Genomic DNA, 16499 nt, shown 5'->3' on the forward strand with positions numbered 1-16499 from the left:
TCGGTCGGCGAAACGAGGTGCTTTCGTGTAAGAGCGCTGTCACGTCGGAATTGGGGATTGGACCGCTTCTCATGGGGCCGCTTTGCGCAAAAAAGCTTACGGAATAAAGCTCCAAATTGCAAGAGAAAAATTGTACATACCCTGAAGCACCCCGTCTGCCTTTCCCTGTGACTTGCCGTGGAGCCGTTCGTTGACTTTGGGACCCCGCTGACTATACTGAATGGCTGTTTTGAGGAAAAAACCGGACCGGAACCCGATACATTCTCCCGGGGTGTGCCGGGACCGTGAAGAAAGGACAGGGGCCTTGCGACATCCAAAATTCATCTTCATCACGGGAGGCGTGCTCTCCTCCCTGGGCAAAGGGCTGGCCGCCGCTTCCATCGGCGCGCTCATGGAGAGCCGCGGTCTTCGGGTGACCATCCAGAAGCTGGATCCCTACATCAATGTGGATCCGGGGACCATGAACCCCTTCCAACACGGTGAGGTCTACGTCACCGACGACGGGGCCGAGACCGATCTGGACCTGGGCCATTACGAGCGTTTCACCCATGCCCGCATGGGCAAGCGGAACAACTTCACCTCCGGCAGCATCTACTATTCGGTTATCACCAAGGAGCGGCGAGGAGATTACCTGGGCGGCACGGTGCAGGTGATCCCCCACGTGACGGACGAGATCAAGGCCTGCATCCGCCAGGTGGCCGACGGGGTGGACCTGGTCATCGTGGAGATCGGCGGGACCGTGGGAGACATCGAAAGCCTGCCCTTTCTGGAGGCCATCCGTCAGTTCCGCATCGATGTGGGCCGCGAAAACGCCCTGTACATCCACGTGACCCTGGTGCCCTACGTGAAGGCGGCCGGGGAGGTGAAGACCAAGCCCACCCAGCACAGTGTGAAGGAGCTGCGAAGCATCGGTATTCAGCCCGACATCTTGCTGTGCCGCACGGAGTTTCCCCTTTCCAAGGAGATCAAGACCAAGATCGGCCATTTTTGCAACGTGGAGCCCGACGCCGTCATCACCGCCAAGGACGTGGACTGCATCTACGAGGTGCCGCTCTGTTTCCATGAGGAAGGCCTGGACGAAAAGATCCTGAGGATGCTCAACGTGTGGACCCGGGCCCCCCAGTTGGACGACTGGCGGCGGCTCATCGAGCGGATGCGCCGCCCGTCCCGCCAGGTCACCATCGCCATCGTGGGAAAGTACATCGATCTGCGGGAGTCCTATAAGAGCCTGAACGAGGCGCTGATCCACGGCGGCGTGGCCAACGACGCCCAGGTGCTTTTGGAGTTTGTGGACTCGGAAGATGTGGAACGAGCGGGCGGCGAAGAGCTTCTGACCACGGCGGACGGGATTCTGGTTCCAGGCGGTTTTGGTTCCCGGGGCATCGGGGGCAAGATCAAGGCCATCCGCTATGCCCGGGAAAACCGAGTGCCCTTCTTCGGGATCTGCCTGGGCATGCAAATGGCCGTGGTGGAATTCGCCCGGAACGTGGCCGGCTTGGAAGGGGCCCACAGCCTGGAGATCGACAAGCACACGCCCCATCCCGTGATCAATCTCATGCGCGAATGGTTCGATTACAAGAACAACCGGATCATTCGCCGGGACGAAGAGTCGGATCTGGGCGGAACCATGCGACTGGGGGCCTATCCGTGTGTGCTGGAGCCAAACAGCCGGGCGATGGAGGCCTATCAGCGCAGCGAGATCTCCGAGCGGCATCGCCATCGGTACGAGTTCAACAACGATTACCGGGAGGTGCTGGGAAAGGCCGGCATGCGCTTCACCGGGCTTTCTCCGGATAAAAACCTGGTGGAGATCGTGGAATTGGACGACCATCCTTGGTTTTTGGGCTGCCAGTTCCATCCCGAATTCAAATCGCGCCCCATGGATCCCCATCCGCTTTTTGCCGCCTTCATCAAAAAGTCGCTGGAAAACGCCGAGCGAAAAGGCGCCGCGACGGCGGCCGAAGGCGATGCCTCCCCCGGGAAGTAAAAAGGGGTGAAAGGACCGGGGAAGGGGCGAAGAGGCGGCCTGGTCAGGCCGACCGCTCGGGCCCGCAGGGAGCACCTGGGCGTTCTCGGACAGGCTCCTGGCAGGCGCTGGGGATGAAGCTTTTTTCGTAGCATGGCCCTTGAGGACTGAGAAAAAGCCCCATCCGGCCAACGGGCTACGGATGACGGATCACGGACCAAGGGAGGTCCCCCATGGAAACCACAGCCAGGTCCGCCGCCTCGATTGAGATCGGCGGCCGTTCTTTCGGTAAGGACCGGTTTTTTGTCATCGCCGGGCCGTGCGTTTTGGAAAGCGAAGAATTGGCCTTTACCGTGGCCAGGACCCTTCGCGACGTCTGTCAAGGTCTGGACATTCCCTTCATCTTCAAGAGTTCCTATGACAAGGCCAACCGCACGTCCATCCAGTCCTTTCGGGGGCCGGGGCTGAAGGCGGGCCTGGATCTCTTGGGGCGGATCCGCGCGGATCTGGGCGTGCCCGTGCTCACCGATGTGCACTCCGTGGACGAGGTGGCTCCGGTGGCGGCCGTGGTGGATGTTCTGCAGACGCCTGCCTTCCTCGCCCGTCAGACGGACCTGATCGTGGCCTGCGCCCGAACCAATAAGCCCATCAACATCAAGAAGGCCCAGTTTTTGGCTCCGTGGGATATGCAACAGGTGGTGGCCAAGGCGGAAAGCGCCGGCAACAAGCGGATCCTGGTGACGGAACGGGGCAGCTGCTTCGGATACAACAACCTGGTGGTGGACATGCGTTCGGTGGCGCTTCTCAGCCGGGGTCCCTATCCCATGGTGTTCGATGCCACCCACAGCGTGCAGCTTCCGGGCGGCCGAGGGACCGCTTCGGGCGGCCAGAGGGATTTCGTGGAGCCGCTGGCTCGGGCGGCCGTGGCGGCCGGGGCGGACGGGGTTTTCATGGAGGTCCACGAGGATCCGGACCGGGCCCTGTGCGACGGGGCCAATTCGCTCCGGCTGCGCGATGTGCCGGCGGTCCTTCGGGCTCTCCGGGACATCTACACCGTCACGAGAAAGCACGTGAACGCGGCGCGCTGAAAAGGGGAGAATCGTATGCGACTGGAAACGCCCCTGGTGCAAGTGAGTGAAGAGATCCGCCGGCGGATCCTTCCCTTGAAGCTGCTCATTTTCGATGTGGACGGAGTGCTCACCGACGGCGACATCACCTATCACGACGACGGATCGGAATCCAAGACCTTTGACGTGAAGGACGGACACGGCATCAAGCTGCTGCAGCGCACGGGCTTGGATGTGGCCCTCATTTCAGGCCGCTATTGCGCTTCCGTGGAACATCGGGCCAAGGGCCTGGGGATCGAGAGGGTCTACCAGGGGATCCACCGGAAGGTGGAGGCTTATGAGCAAATCAAGGCCGATACGGGCCTGGACGATCCCCAGATCGGCTACGTGGGTGACGATCTCATCGACATACCCGTGATGCGTCGGGTGGGGTTTTCGGCCTGTGTCGGGGATGCGAGCCCCCACGTGAAGCCCTTCGCCCACTACGTGGCCCAGAGTCCCGGCGGCAAGGGTGCCGCGCGGGAAATCTGCGAACTGGTCCTCCAGGTGCAGGGCCGCTGGGAACAGGTCACGGCCCGCTACTTCCAAGAGGACTGATCGCATCTTTGAGGATCTTGCCCCTGGGGCCTGTCTTCAATCCGCCCTGGCGGCGCGCCAGGCCGATGCACATTCGGGGGTGGACTTGGGCCCCTTCCCTGAATGCTTTCCCGTCAGCCGGCCGCACCCCTGAGTCATGACCCAGGTCAAAAAGCCCTTGTAGGTCTGCAGCCCGCGGGGAATCTTGAGAAATTCCTCTCCCAGCGATCGATGGCGATCGAAGATCCTGAAGCATAGGCCGGGAAACCGGTAGGCCCACAGGGCGAAAATGCGTGCGTAGATGAGATTGTCCCCCAATGCCTCCACGCATCGGCGGCGATACTCCCGGGCCGGCAATCCAGCCAGGGATCCCTGGAGGGCGTCGGCGACGGTTTCGGCGGCGATCTGGCCCGAACGGACGGCGTAGGCGATGCCCTCCCCCGAGAAGGCCTCGGCGAATCCGCCGGCGTCTCCTGCGGCAAGAACGCGTCGGGTCCCCAGGCGGCGGGCGATGCCCGAACAGGGAATGGGACATCCCCGGTAGGCCGGAAGGGAGCGGAGTCCCAAGCGGCGGGCGAATCGGCGAAAGAGGCCCACCGGCCTTCGAGCGGACCGGGCAAGGCCGCCCACACCCACGGACAGGGAATCCTTCAGGGGAAAGACCCAGCCGTATCCCCCGGGGCACGCATCGAAGTGGAACTCCAAAAGATCCGGCGCTTCCCCCTGGGCACTGCTGGGATCCCCACCGCATGGTACCTCCCCCACGACCGTCAGCCAATGGGTTCGGGCCGCCCCGCAACCGTTCAAGCCGCTGCGTGCGCCAAGCCGTCCGCTCGCCCCGTGGGCCAGGATGGCGTAGCGGGCTTGGTAGGTTCCCGCCCGGGTGTCCACCGTGATCCAGGAGGTCGACTCGCGGCACGCCAGAACCGTTTCGCCCTGCCTGCATTCCGCTCCCGCTTCCAAGGCCTTTTCCAGGAGCACATGGTCGAAGGCCTGTCTTCGCACCAGAACACAGATGGGCTCAGGGGCCTCCACCCGGATGTCCAACCGTCCGTATCGAGCCCAAACGCCTGGGATGGTTCTTTGGATGACAGAGGCCGGGAGAGAAAAGTCCAGAGCGGAAAGTCCCTGGATGGAAAAGGCGCCGCCGCAAGGCTTGGGCCGTGGGAAGATTTCCTTTTCGATGATGAGCGTTCGCAATCCCCTTTGGGCCGCGCGCCGGGCCGCGGAGGCTCCGGCGGGTCCGGCCCCGATGACGATGCAGTCCAGCATGGCGTTCCGATTCGTTCTCCCGTCCTGGGCGCGGCGACGAGAAGCCGCCCCGGTGCGTTAGAAGATGATCACTTTGCAGGTGGGGTCGCCGATCCTGTCCACCAGCACGGGGGCTCCGGAAATCTGGGCGCTCTCGATCAGGTCATCCGGCGAGATGAGCCGCTTGTTCGCACAGGCCTTGCACACGTGGATGGGAGTCTTCTTGGCCACGAGGATGTCCAGCAGATCCTTCATGTGTTCGCCCGTGGAAGAGCGGATTCCTTCGGCCATGCCCAGCTGAGCCCAGTGGATGGCGTCGTCGATCAGGAAGATTTCCACCTGATGGCCGGCTTCCACGCTGAGAGCCGCAAACTGGAAGGCCCGCGTGGCCCCGCCCGACCTTTCGAAACCCTTGGAGATGACAAAACAGATCTTCTGTGTCATGGAGGACTCCTTTCTGATCCCGGTGTTTCCTTCCGGGATCGGGGTTCCGTTGGCGGCGATGGCGCCATCTTTTTGTTGCCCCTGTGAGGTCCACCATCGTCTGTTTATTTAGATTGGATGCACCGAAAGGAGTCAAGGGTTTCGGGTATCCTTCTTTACACCCGGAAAGAGCGCGTGTTAGATTCCACACTGAAGCAGGTGGAAATACCACGGAAACAGGAACGACACATGGTTCAAAGCCGGCCCCCGACCCTGTGGCTCCTGGTGGCGGCCGCGGCTGTCCTGGCGGGCGTCTTCATCTACGCAGCGGCCCATAAGAGCGGATCGGACGCGCAGAAAGAGCAGCCCGCCCCCGTGGTGCCGGATTCCGAGATGCGCCTGACCCAGATGGAATACACGGAAGTGCAGGAGGGCCGCCAGGTGTGGCGGCTCAAGGCCCGCGAGGCCAAGTACTTCCAGGAATCCCAAAAGACCCATCTGCAGGATGTCCATGTGGAGATCTACCTGGAAGACGGGCGCACCGTGGTCCTGGAGAGCCGGGAAGGCATGTTGTATGCCGGCACCAAGGACATCGAGCTGTGGGGTCATGTGAAGGCGCAAGTGCCTCAGGGCTACGTGGTGCTGACGGAACGGGCCCGCTATCGGCATGCGGATCGACAGATCGTTTCCGAGACGCCCGTTCGGGTAGTGGGGCCTCTCGTGCAACTACAAGGATCCCGATGGCGCTACGATGCGCCGGCGCAAAGGGCCTTCGTGGACGGCCGGGTGCGGGCGGTGGTGAAGGCGGCTCGGTGAGCAAAGACGGCACCGGCGGGATCCCCGCCACCGGACCGTGGGGGCGGAAAATGGTGACAGGTCGGTGGTAGGAAGGCCGCGCTCATGGGCGTTCCATCCCCCGCCGCTCCCCTGGGAAGGGGCTACAAAGCCATGGAAGGGACCAAGTTGGCTCTTGTCAGGCGGCCCTCGAGGGGCCTCACCGGCCGGGAAGAAGGGGTGACGCCCGGCGTTTGAACCGGAGGCCGGACGCGAAGCTGGAGAAAAGATGACACGCCTTCTCTTGGGAAAAAGCGTATGGACCTGGTTGCAGGCGTTGGGCCGCGTCCGTGGAACCGGCGGCTGGTGCGGGCTTATCGTATTGTGCTGGGTGCTGGCCGTTTCAGCCAACGCTTACGGTGCGGATCCGGGCCCCGGGGCCACGGTCGGTCAAGAGCCCATCCACATTGCCAGCGATCGCATGGTGGCCGATCAGAAGGAGCGGACCGTCGTCTTTGAAGGGCACGTGACGGTGCGCCAGGGGGATATGACCATCACGGGTCAGAAGATGACCGTCTATGGCACCGAGGGCGGGAACGGATCCGACCAGGCCATGATGGATAAGATCCAACGCATCGTGGTGGTGGGGGACGTGAGGATCTCGCAGCAAGGACGGGTGGCCACAGCGGACAGGGCCGTGCTCTACAATCGCGAGCAAAAGGTGGTGCTCTTGGGGCAGCCCATGCTGATCCAGGGCAAAGATCGGGTGAAGGGCAAGCAGATCACCTTGTATCTTCGCGATCAGCGAAGCGTGGTGGAGGGCGGTGCCGACGCACCGGTACAGGCCGTCTTTCATCCCAAGAAAGGTTCGGGACAACCCCAATGACGTCCGCTGGAAAGTGTCTTCGCACGGAAAACCTGGTCAAGCGCTACGGCGGCCGCACGGTGGTGGATCGAGTGAGCCTGGAAGTGCGCCAGGGTCAGGTGGTGGGGTTGCTGGGCCCCAACGGTGCGGGAAAGTCCACCACGTTCTACAGCGTGATCGGGATCATCCGACCCGACGAAGGGTCCGTGTGGCTGGACGAAGAAAACATCGTGGACGCCCCCATGTACCTGCGGGCTCGCATGGGGATCACCTACCTGCCCCAGGAACCGTCCATCTTTCGCAAGTTGACCGTGGAGCAGAACATCCTGGCGATCCTGGAAACCCTCAAGATCGGCCGCCAGGAACAAAAGTCACGACTGAAGGAAGTTTTGGAGGATCTCAACATTGCGCATCTGGCCAAGAACCGGGCGGACCGGCTCTCCGGTGGGGAGCGACGGCGTTTGGAAATCAGCCGCGCCCTGGTGATTCAACCCAGCTTTATGCTGCTGGATGAGCCCTTTGCGGGGATCGACCCCATCGCGGTGGCTGAGATCCAGGGACTCATCGCTTCGCTGAGGGACCGGGGCATCGGAGTGCTCATCTCCGACCACAACGTCCGGGAGACCCTCAAGGTGTGCGACCGAGCTTACATCATGCACGAAGGGCGCATCCTGGAAGAGGGATCGCCCGATCTTATCGCCCGAAGCGAGCTTGCCCGACGCACTTATCTTGGGCAGGAATTCAGTCTTTAGGGGCGGGACCGAGCCATGGCATTGGAACTCAAGCAACACATGAAGCTGTCTCAGCAACTGATCATCACACCTCAGTTGCAACAGGCCATCAAACTTTTGCAGCTTTCCCGGCTGGAACTGCTGGAAACCATCCAGCAGGAGCTGGAAACCAACCCGGTGCTGGAAGAGACGGTGGACCAGGTGGGCAACAAGGAAGAGGTGGAGCCGGAGACGCCCCCCGTGGAAGAGCGCTACGAGGAGGTGGAGATCACCGAGAAGGTCCGGGACGACTTCGACTGGGAAAGCTTTCTGGAAGACTACAGCACCTATTCGCCCATGCCCATGGAAAGGGACCCCAACCAGGAACAGCCCTCCTTTGAGCAGCGCTTGACCCGGCGCCCCTCTCTGGAAGACCACCTCATGTGGCAGTTGTGCCTGTCGGAGTTCACCGAAGAGGAAAAAGAGATCGCCACCATGATCATCGGCAACCTGAATGCCGATGGATACCTGGTGAGCTCCACGGCGGAGATCTCCCAGCTGTGCGGTGCCTCCGTGGAAGAGGTGGAACGGGTCTTGGGCAAGGTGCAGGCCTTCGATCCGCCGGGCGTGGCCGCCCGTGATCTGCGCGAATGCCTACTGATCCAGGCCAAGAGTCTGGACGTGCCCAACGGGCTGGTGGTGACCATCATCGACAAGTATCTGCACTACCTGGAAAAGAAGAATTACCAGGGCCTGGTCAAGGCGCTTCGCAGGCCCAAGGGCGATGTGCAGGCGGCCGTGGAGGTGATCCTGAGCCTGGATCCCAAGCCGGGCCGGGCCTTCAGCGAAGAGGAGGCCCAGTATGTGAGCCCGGATATCTACGTGGTGAAGGTGGACGACCAGTTCATGGTGGTGTTGAACGAGGACGGCATGCCCAAGCTGCGGGTCAATCCCTACTACCGGGAGGCCTTGCGGAGCGGTTCCGCCGTCTCCGAGGAAGCCAAGGACTACATCCAGGGCAAGCTGCGTTCGGCGGCCTGGCTCATCAAGAGCATCCACCAGCGCCAGCGGACCCTCCACAAGGTGGCCCAGAGCATTGTCAATTTCCAGCGGGAGTTTCTGGAAAAGGGCATTGCGTACCTGAAGCCCATGGTCCTGCGGGACGTGGCCGAGGATGTGGGCATGCACGAATCCACCATCAGCCGCGTCACCACCAACAAGTATATGCATACCCCCCAGGGTATTTTTGAGTTGAAATATTTCTTTAATAGTTCCATAAACAGTGTTGTGGGGGAGGCTGTCGCTTCCGAGAGTGTCAAGGAACGCATCCGCCAACTCATCAAAGAGGAGGATCCGGCCAAGCCCTACAGTGACAAGGATCTTGTCGATCTTCTCAAGAAAGAAAACATAAAGATCGCGCGCCGGACGGTGGCCAAATATCGGGAGATGATGGGCATACTGCCGTCCCACAAGAGAAAACAGGTACTCTGGGGTTCCTGATACCAGAGGGAATCCACTGATTTTTCAGACGATAAGGAGCCTGATTATGCAGATCAACGTGACTTTCCGCCATACCGAATCTTCCGATGCGGTCAAAAGATACGCCGAGGATAAAGTTTCCAGACTTAAGAAGTATATGGATGAACCCATTGAAGCCAATATCGTATTGCAGGTGGAGAAATTCCGTCATATTGCGGAAGTCAGCGTGGATTCCAACGGCATGCGGGTGAACGCCACGGAAGAAACACATGATATGTATTCGGCCATCGATATGGTCATGGATAAGCTGGAAGCCCAGATCAAGAAACAGAAAGAAAAACAGAGAAACCGGAAACCTTCCAACTCGGAAAGAAGTCAGCAGTTGATGATGAACATCCTGGAGTGGTCGGCGGAGCCGTCCGCCGAGCCTCGTGTGGTGACCAGCCGCCAGATCTTTGCCAAGCCCATGGATGTGGACGAGGCGGTGATGCAGCTCAACCTGTCCAACGGGGACTTTCTCGTCTTCACCAACCGTGCAACGGAGGCGGTCAACGTGTTATACCGGCGAAAGGATGGCAATTACGGGTTGATCGAGCCGGTTCAATAGGCCATGTTCGGTGTGGCAAGGCGGATTCGAGGGGTGAGGAGGACCTGAAAGGATTGATGAAGATCTTGGACATACTACCGAAAGAGGCGATCATTCCGGAGCTGGGAGCGACGACGAAACGCCAAGTCTTGGAAGAGCTGACCGACGCCCTGCTGAAGTGCAAGCCCCATCTGGATCGACATCGGCTGTTGGAGGTCCTTCTGGAAAGGGAGCGCTTGGGGAGCACGGGGATCGGCGACGGCATCGCCATCCCCCACGGCAAGATCGAGGACCTGGATCAATTGATCTTGTCCTTTGGGCGATCCAGCGCCGGGATCGATTTCGAGTCCATGGACGGCAAGCCGGCTCATATCTTCTTTTTGCTGGTGGCGCCGGAAAATTGCGCGGGCATTCACCTGCGGGCCCTGGCCAAGATCGCCCGGTTGCTCAATAACAGCGGGGTCCGTAAACGGCTTCAAACGGCGGCTTCCCGCGACGAGATCTACGCCATCATCCGACAGGAAGACGACGCCTTCTGACCGGTGCAGGACGCATTGCGGATCGTAAGGGGAGCTTGGGGGGGTGCCCCGGCTCCCCTTTTTGATGCGGGGGGAGACACCATGGGCAAAAACCGGATTCACCTGGTGATCGTGACCGGCCTTTCGGGATCGGGCAAGAGTACGGCCATCAAGGCCTTCGAGGATATCGGCTACTTTTGTATCGACAACCTGCCCGCGCCCTTGTTGCCCCATTTTCTGGCCCTGTGTGAAGAGGACAGGCCGGAACTGACCCGCGTGGCTCTGGGGATCGACATCCGGGGTCGGAGTTTCCTGCCGGATACGGAGCGGTTCTTCGAGACGTTGGAGGAATCGGGGTACCGCCCGGAGGTGCTCTTTTTCGAAGCAGCGACGGAAGTGCTTCAGCGCCGCTACAGCCAGACCCGGCGCCTGCATCCCATGGCCGACCAGGCCCAGCGGCTGGTGGCGGCCATCGAGCGGGAGCGCCGGGAGCTGCAGGGGCTTCGAGCGCGCGCCACCCGCATTGTGGACACCAGCGATTTTTCCGTCCATCAGCTCAAAGCCCTCATCACCCGTACCTACTCCCTGGTGAGTGAACGGGAACGGCTGAGCGTGCAGATCCTGTCCTTCGGCTTCAAATATGGGCTTCCCTTCGAGGCGGACCTGGTGATGGATGTGCGCTTCCTGCCCAATCCCTACTTTGTGGAAGAGCTGCGCTCCCTGGACGGCTGTTCGGCTCCGGTCCGGGACTGGGTGTTGGCCCGGCCCCAGGCGGTGGAGTTCGTGGACGACTACACCCGGCTCCTGGAAAAGCTGCTGCCGCAATACATCCGGGAAGGCAAACGCTACCTCACCCTCGCCGTGGGCTGCACCGGCGGCAAGCACCGGTCGGTGGTGATTGCCGAACGGATGGCTGACAAGCTGCGCTCCGCTGGTTATCATACTGTGTTGTCGCATCGCGATATTTACCTGGATTGAAAGAAACACTGTGTCATCCCTTGTGAAGGGTCGGATGGAAACGCCTTTGGACAATACCAAGATCGGCCTGGTGGTGGCGTGCCATTGCCACGTGGGCCAGGAAATGGTCCGGGCTCTGGAGCTCATCCTGGGTCCCCAGGAAGGGGTGGACGCCGTGTCCATGAACCCGGACATGCCCCTGGAGACCCTGGTTCAGCAATTGAGCGAGGCGGTTGGCCGAGTGGACCAGGGGCGGGGGGTGATCGTGGCCACCGATCTTTTCGGCGGCACTCCGACCAACGTGGCCTTGGCCTTGGCGGGCCGCCACGTGGAAGTGGTGAGCGGCGTGAATCTGCCCATGCTCATCAAGTTCGCCGAATGCCGGGTGGCCCTGCCTCTCTCCGACGCGGCCAGAGCCATGAGGGACTACGGTCGTCGTCACATCTCGGTGGCGGGAGAGATCTTGTCGGTCGGGTCGGATGAGGGGAGCCATGAAGGATCTTCCTCCCATCCAGATTAGTCCCATGAGGAAGGAAGACCTTCCGGGAATCATGGAGATCGAGCGGGCCAGTCACCTGGATCCATGGGGGGAGGCCTTTTTTCTGGAGGAGATGGAGCGGCCCCAGTCGCGGGTCCTGGTGGCCCGCAACGACGCGAAGCCACGCCAAGTGATGGGCTACATCTGTTTTTGGCTGGTGGCCGACGAGATCCAGATCTTCAATGTGGCCGTCCATCCCGCCTGCCGGCGGCGGGGTCTGGGGCGCCGCCTGCTGCTGGAGGCCCTGAAGACAGCGTGCCGGGCTCAGGCCCGCACCGCTCTGCTGGAGGTTCGAAAGAGCAACCAGGCGGCTCAACGCCTTTACATCCGCCTGGGTTTTCGGCCCACGGGCGTGCGTCCCGACTACTACCAAGGCGTTCGGGAACCGGCCGTGCTGATGGAGTTGGAAATGGACCGCCCGTGGCGTACCCGGTGGCTGGCGGAGGAAAGATGGTGAATAGAGTGAGCATGCGTCCGGTTTCTGCCTATGAGGACGTGCCCTCCGATGCGTGGGCCAAGAACATGCGCCTGACCAACGTGCCCGTGGTGGTGGATCCCAGCCACGAGGTGCTGGTGGAGGCGGTTCGAGGCTATGCGGGAAAAGAAAAGCAGGCCCGGGAGCTCCTGCTGGAATACCACCACAAGTACCGCAACTGGGACTACGTGGTGGAAGAGACCTGGCGGTACGCCACCGGGAACCTGAGGCTCTACAAGGATTTTGCCCGAAGCGGCGAGGTGGTCTTCCTGATCTGCCGCATCCTGCTGGAGGCCTTGGCCGAATCGGTCAACGAACGAACCCGCACCGCGGCGGCGGATCACCTGATCGCTTTCTGGCTGAAGATAGTGGACGAAGCGCCGGAACTGTGCCGGGAAGCCCCCTTTCGGGGGGTGCCCGCGGTGGAAAAGCTGGAGAGCCGCGAAGATAAGCGGGCCGACGGGGCCATCCTTCGCTGGTGCCTGGAGTGCCTGCGCACCCTGCCTTCGGAGCCCTTCGCCTGCCTGCTGCGCGGCTACTATCAGCCCAAGAAGCTGGTGCAGCGGCTTCCTTCCGTGTGGCACGCCCCGGAATCCTTGGCGGAGGCCCGGGGGCTCCTGGAACGGATCCTGGTGGAAACCCACACCCATTGGCTTCACCACCAGGATCCCCTGGACTGGATCCAGCGCCAGACGGAGGGGGCCTGGGATTTGTCGTCCGCCCATGAGCTGTTCGCCCCACTGCGGCGCCGGGATCACGAGACCTTTCTAAAACAGATCCAGGCTCTTTCCACCGTGCACGATCACCGCCAGGCCCTGGAAGGGATGTTTGCCATCCCCGACTTCCGGGAAGTGGTGCAGGCCTATCAGAAGCTTCCGGACAAGGTGGCTTCGGCCCTTTCGGGCGATCATGCGGGCCACGTGAGCATGCTGCTGCGGCTTCGGATCATGGAAACCAAAGGATTGGAAGCCGTCCACGAAGAGACCCTTCGAGACATCAATTTCGACCTGAGCCGCTGGATTCGGGAAGAGGGGGAGCAGACCCTGCGGTCTCGACTCCATCGGCTCCTGACGGTGCTCAAGGGATGCCTGGAAAACTACCCGGAGGCGGCGCTCCAGTGCGTGCGCACCATCGGGCTGGAGATCCTGGCCACGGACGACGCCGACCTGATCGAGTTCTTCCTGCGTCGGGTCATCCGCCTGGGCTTCCAAGCCCCCAATCTGCGGGGAGTGACCCAGCATTGGCAGGTGCAGGTGAATTCGGCGCACCTGTTGAACGTGCGCATCTGGCTGGAACTGATCAAAAAGAATCCCAAGCGGACCAAGAGCCTGCTGTCCGCCCTCATCGTCAACCTCTTCCTGGGCGGCATCTATGTGCGGGACACGGACCTGTTCCAGAAGGACGTGAGCCAGTTGCTCCACGCTCCCATCGGGCCCATCTACAACCTGGTCAAGCAGCTGGCCAAACTCTTTCCCGTCTATTTCAATGAAATCGGGGCCGAAGGGATGCTGCGCACCGTCTCCACGGACGTGGACGAAATCACCGACCGGTCCGACCCGCTCATCCACTTTTTGCGAAAACAGAGCCATGTGGAGAGCAACAACCTGATCGTCTTTTTCATCGAGGCCATCTTCCGGTTTTGGCTCACCCTGGACAAAGAACCCCTCCAACGGTTCGTCCCGCCGGAGGTGTACCGGGAAGTGGATCCTTCGGGTATCCATGTGGTGGAGATGCACCGGATCTTCCGGCACCTCTTTTCCCACACCTGCATCAACCACGTGAAGGACCTGCTGGACATCTCGGAGGAGGACCTGCGTCGGCGGCTGGAGGCCGTCTCCCAGGTGTCGTCCCAGGAAAAGCGACGTGCCTTCCTGATGATCCGGTTTTATCAGCTGCTCCACGAAAAGTACGCCCTGAGCTTTAAGGACATTCACGTGCATCTGAGGCGGGCGACCCAGTGGGGCCTGCCGGATCCGGAGGGCCTGTTGCGGGTGCTGGATTCGGGCGATACGGTGGCCAAGCTGGAGGCCATCCTGGACTACCTGCTGGCCCTCAAGGAGATCCTCCTGGCCCCGGAGGAATTGTCCTATGTGGAAAACATCTACCACAAGCGTCACATCGCCGTGGATATCCCCTCCATGTACGGGTCCTACAGCGAGCGCAAATTCGACGCCCTGGGGCTCAGCTTCCGGCTGGAAAACCTGGCCAACCTGCTCTTTGAAGAGCTGATTTTGTCCTTCAACCTGAGCTTCATCACCCGGGCCACCTTCTTCCAGATCGGCCGGGTGCTGCCTCTTTTCATGAAGGCGCTGGCCATCGACGGGATCACCTCCAGGCGGCTGGAACGCCAGGAAGAGCTTTTCCAGTGCGCGCTGGAGATCCGCCGCTTTTCCCATTCCCAGTACATGGACATCTTCCGGGGTTTTTCCGAGGCGATCAAGCAGATCATCCAAAGCTATTACAACTCGGTGCATGAGGGCGCCCTGGAGGAGGTCATCCGCCAGCTGCACGGAAACGACGCCCTGCTTCCCCGTTATCGGCGCCAGCTTCAGGAAGAAAAGCTCTCCGACCGGGTGCACCGCATTTCGGAAAGCTTCCTCAGGGACCTGGTGGCCCGCACCTTCGGGTTGCAGTATTTCGACCACTTCATCTCCAGCATCCTCACCACGCTGGCCACCCAGAAACAGGAACTGAGCACGGAAAAGCTGGATCTGCTCCTGAGCTACGATCCGGAAAAGACCATCTCGCTCATCCACGCCCCCAAGTCCAGCACCTACGATCTGATTCATCTGGGCAACAAGGGCTACAACCTCACCCAGCTTCACGGCCTGGGCATTCGGGTGCCACCGGGTTTCGTCATCACCACCGAATACTTCCGCTGTCGGGATGTGATCGACACCTTTTCCCAGTCCCGGGAGGACTTCAAGCGTCGGGTGCTGGCCCACATTGGCAAGCTGGAAGAAAAGAGGGGCCGAAGATTCGGTGATCCCCACCGGCCGTTGCTCCTGTCCGTGAGAAGCGGTTCGGCCGTCTCCATGCCGGGCATGATGAACACCTTCCTCAACGTGGGCATCAACGAAAAGATCGTGGAGGGGTTGATCCAGGAGACGGGGGAGGCGTGGTTCGCCTGGGACAATTACCGTCGGTTTCTCCAGTCCTGGGGCATGTCCTTCGGGTTGGAGCGGGACCAGTTCGACGCCATCATGGCCTCGTACAAGAAGCGCTATGGTCGCAAGGTCAAAAGGGAATTTTCGTCCGAAGAGATCCGGCAACTGACCCGCGCCTACCGGGAGATCCTGGAACGCTACGAGATCGACATCTCCGACGATCCGGAGGTGCAGCTCTTTACGGCCATCCGCCAGGTGATGGAATCGTGGTTCTTCCCCAAGGCCGTCACCTACCGGCAGATCATGGGCCTTTCCGAAAATTGGGGGACCGCCGTCACCATCCAGACCATGGTCTTCGGCAACCTGGACACCCGATCGGGTGCCGGGGTGATGTTCACCCACAACCCCTGGACCTCGGAAGAGGAGATCGATCCCCAGGGCGACTTCACCCTGGGCAACCAGGGAGAAGATGTGGTGGGGGGGCTGGTGAAGACCCTGCCCCTTTCGGAAAAGCAACGGCTGCGGGAGGGGGAGCGCAAGGAGCACAGCCTGGAGTCGCTCTTTCCCCGGGTGTACCAACGGCTGGTGGACATCGCCAAGGAGCTCATCTACAAGCAGCAGTGGGGGCCCCAGGAGATCGAATTCACCTTCCAGGGGGACCATGAAGACGGCATCTACGTCCTTCAGTCGCGCAACATGGCCCCCCGAGGCCGCAAGCGCTTTCCGGTCTTCAGGCCATCGCCGGCTCTCAAGGAAAGCTACCTGGCCAGCGGGATCGGGGTGAGCGGCGGGGCCCTGTGCGGCCGGGCGGCTTTCGAGCTGAGTGATATCATTCGGCTGCGCAAGGACCATCCGGGGGAGCCCATCATCCTCATCCGATCCGACACGGTTCCCGACGATATCCACGAGATCTCCATCGCCGACGGCATCCTGACCGGCAAGGGCGGGGCCACGTCCCACGCGGCCATCGTGGCCCATCGGCTGGGAAAGACCTGTGTGGTGGGCTGTTCCAAGATGCGCGTGTGGGAAAGGGACCGACGGTGTCTCATCAACGGCCACTTCATCCGCACCGGGGACGAGATCGGCATCGACGGCCACAGCGGCGCCATTTACGCGGGCCGTCACGAGACGGAACAAATGGACATGGAATGAGGGAGGCGGAGTCTGTGGAGCCTCCCGCCGGGAGGAAAAATTCGTGAGTGAGGAG

The 16499-nt window shown here is 61.3% G+C and carries 15 protein-coding genes; 13 read left to right on the forward strand and 2 right to left on the reverse strand.

The features are described 5' to 3' along the window. Nucleotides 1-304: 304 nt before the first annotated feature. From B9A12_RS13395 to B9A12_RS13405, 3 genes are all read left to right on the forward strand, one after another. A complete protein-coding gene (locus B9A12_RS13395) occupies nucleotides 305-1987 on the forward strand; it encodes a CTP synthase (protein ID WP_245802452.1) in 1683 nt (560 codons plus the stop codon). 212 nt (nucleotides 1988-2199) lie between these two features. Next, nucleotides 2200-3054 (forward strand): 3-deoxy-8-phosphooctulonate synthase, encoded by an 855-nt coding sequence (kdsA, locus tag B9A12_RS13400; protein WP_084058616.1) that lies wholly within the window; start codon nucleotides 2200-2202, stop codon nucleotides 3052-3054. Nucleotides 3055-3069: 15 nt separating this feature from the next. Beyond that, on the forward strand, nucleotides 3070-3630 hold the full coding sequence (locus B9A12_RS13405; protein WP_084058617.1) for a KdsC family phosphatase: 561 nt from the start codon (nucleotides 3070-3072) through the stop codon (nucleotides 3628-3630). A 36-nt stretch (nucleotides 3631-3666) separates the two neighbouring features. On the opposite strand, the gene B9A12_RS13410 is transcribed toward B9A12_RS13405, so the two are convergent. Beyond that, nucleotides 3667-4881 carry an NAD(P)/FAD-dependent oxidoreductase gene (locus B9A12_RS13410; protein ID WP_084058618.1) on the reverse strand — a complete coding sequence of 405 codons (1215 nt, stop codon included), beginning with the start codon at nucleotides 4879-4881 and terminating at the stop codon, nucleotides 3667-3669. Between the two features lie 57 nt (nucleotides 4882-4938). Next, the gene (locus B9A12_RS13415) at nucleotides 4939-5304 is read right to left on the reverse strand and encodes a DsrE family protein (RefSeq protein ID WP_084058619.1); all 366 of its coding nucleotides are present in this window, start codon (nucleotides 5302-5304) and stop codon (nucleotides 4939-4941) included. A gap of 228 nt (nucleotides 5305-5532) precedes the next feature. On the opposite strand from B9A12_RS13415, the gene lptC reads away from it, so the two are divergent. The 10 genes from lptC (at nucleotide 5533) to B9A12_RS13465 (ending at nucleotide 16444) form a co-directional block, all read left to right on the forward strand. Next, complete coding sequence (gene lptC / locus B9A12_RS13420; protein WP_170920610.1) at nucleotides 5533-6099, forward strand: LPS export ABC transporter periplasmic protein LptC; 567 nt, start codon at nucleotides 5533-5535, stop codon at nucleotides 6097-6099. A 247-nt stretch (nucleotides 6100-6346) separates the two neighbouring features. Next, nucleotides 6347-6943 (forward strand): lipopolysaccharide transport periplasmic protein LptA, encoded by a 597-nt coding sequence (gene lptA, locus B9A12_RS13425; protein WP_084058621.1) that lies wholly within the window; start codon nucleotides 6347-6349, stop codon nucleotides 6941-6943. Continuing rightward, nucleotides 6940-7674 carry an LPS export ABC transporter ATP-binding protein gene (gene lptB, locus B9A12_RS13430; RefSeq protein WP_084058622.1) on the forward strand — a complete coding sequence of 245 codons (735 nt, stop codon included), beginning with the start codon at nucleotides 6940-6942 and terminating at the stop codon, nucleotides 7672-7674. Before lptA ends, lptB begins: the two co-directional genes overlap by 4 nt. A 15-nt stretch (nucleotides 7675-7689) precedes the next feature. Then, nucleotides 7690-9132: an RNA polymerase factor sigma-54 gene (gene rpoN / locus B9A12_RS13435; RefSeq protein WP_084058623.1), complete on the forward strand. Its 1443-nt coding sequence runs from the start codon at nucleotides 7690-7692 to the stop codon at nucleotides 9130-9132. Nucleotides 9133-9178: 46 nt separating this feature from the next. Next, the gene (hpf, locus tag B9A12_RS13440; RefSeq protein WP_084058624.1) at nucleotides 9179-9718 is read left to right on the forward strand and encodes a ribosome hibernation-promoting factor, HPF/YfiA family; all 540 of its coding nucleotides are present in this window, start codon (nucleotides 9179-9181) and stop codon (nucleotides 9716-9718) included. 56 nt (nucleotides 9719-9774) lie between these two features. Continuing rightward, complete coding sequence (locus B9A12_RS13445; protein ID WP_084058625.1) at nucleotides 9775-10236, forward strand: PTS sugar transporter subunit IIA; 462 nt, start codon at nucleotides 9775-9777, stop codon at nucleotides 10234-10236. Between the two features lie 81 nt (nucleotides 10237-10317). After that, entirely contained in the window at nucleotides 10318-11193 is an 876-nt protein-coding gene (gene rapZ, locus B9A12_RS13450) for an RNase adapter RapZ (protein WP_084058626.1), read from the forward strand. A gap of 34 nt (nucleotides 11194-11227) precedes the next feature. Further along, nucleotides 11228-11692 (forward strand): PTS sugar transporter subunit IIA, encoded by a 465-nt coding sequence (locus tag B9A12_RS13455; protein WP_084058627.1) that lies wholly within the window; start codon nucleotides 11228-11230, stop codon nucleotides 11690-11692. Next, on the forward strand, nucleotides 11664-12167 hold the full coding sequence (gene rimI / locus B9A12_RS13460) for a ribosomal protein S18-alanine N-acetyltransferase (protein ID WP_170920611.1): 504 nt from the start codon (nucleotides 11664-11666) through the stop codon (nucleotides 12165-12167). Before B9A12_RS13455 ends, rimI begins: the two co-directional genes overlap by 29 nt. Beyond that, nucleotides 12161-16444 (forward strand): PEP/pyruvate-binding domain-containing protein, encoded by a 4284-nt coding sequence (locus B9A12_RS13465; protein WP_139796633.1) that lies wholly within the window; start codon nucleotides 12161-12163, stop codon nucleotides 16442-16444. Before rimI ends, B9A12_RS13465 begins: the two co-directional genes overlap by 7 nt. Nucleotides 16445-16499 lie beyond the last annotated feature (55 nt).

It is taken from the genome of Desulfacinum hydrothermale DSM 13146 (genome assembly GCF_900176285.1).
Lineage (GTDB): Bacteria > Desulfobacterota > Syntrophobacteria > Syntrophobacterales > DSM-9756 > Desulfacinum > Desulfacinum hydrothermale.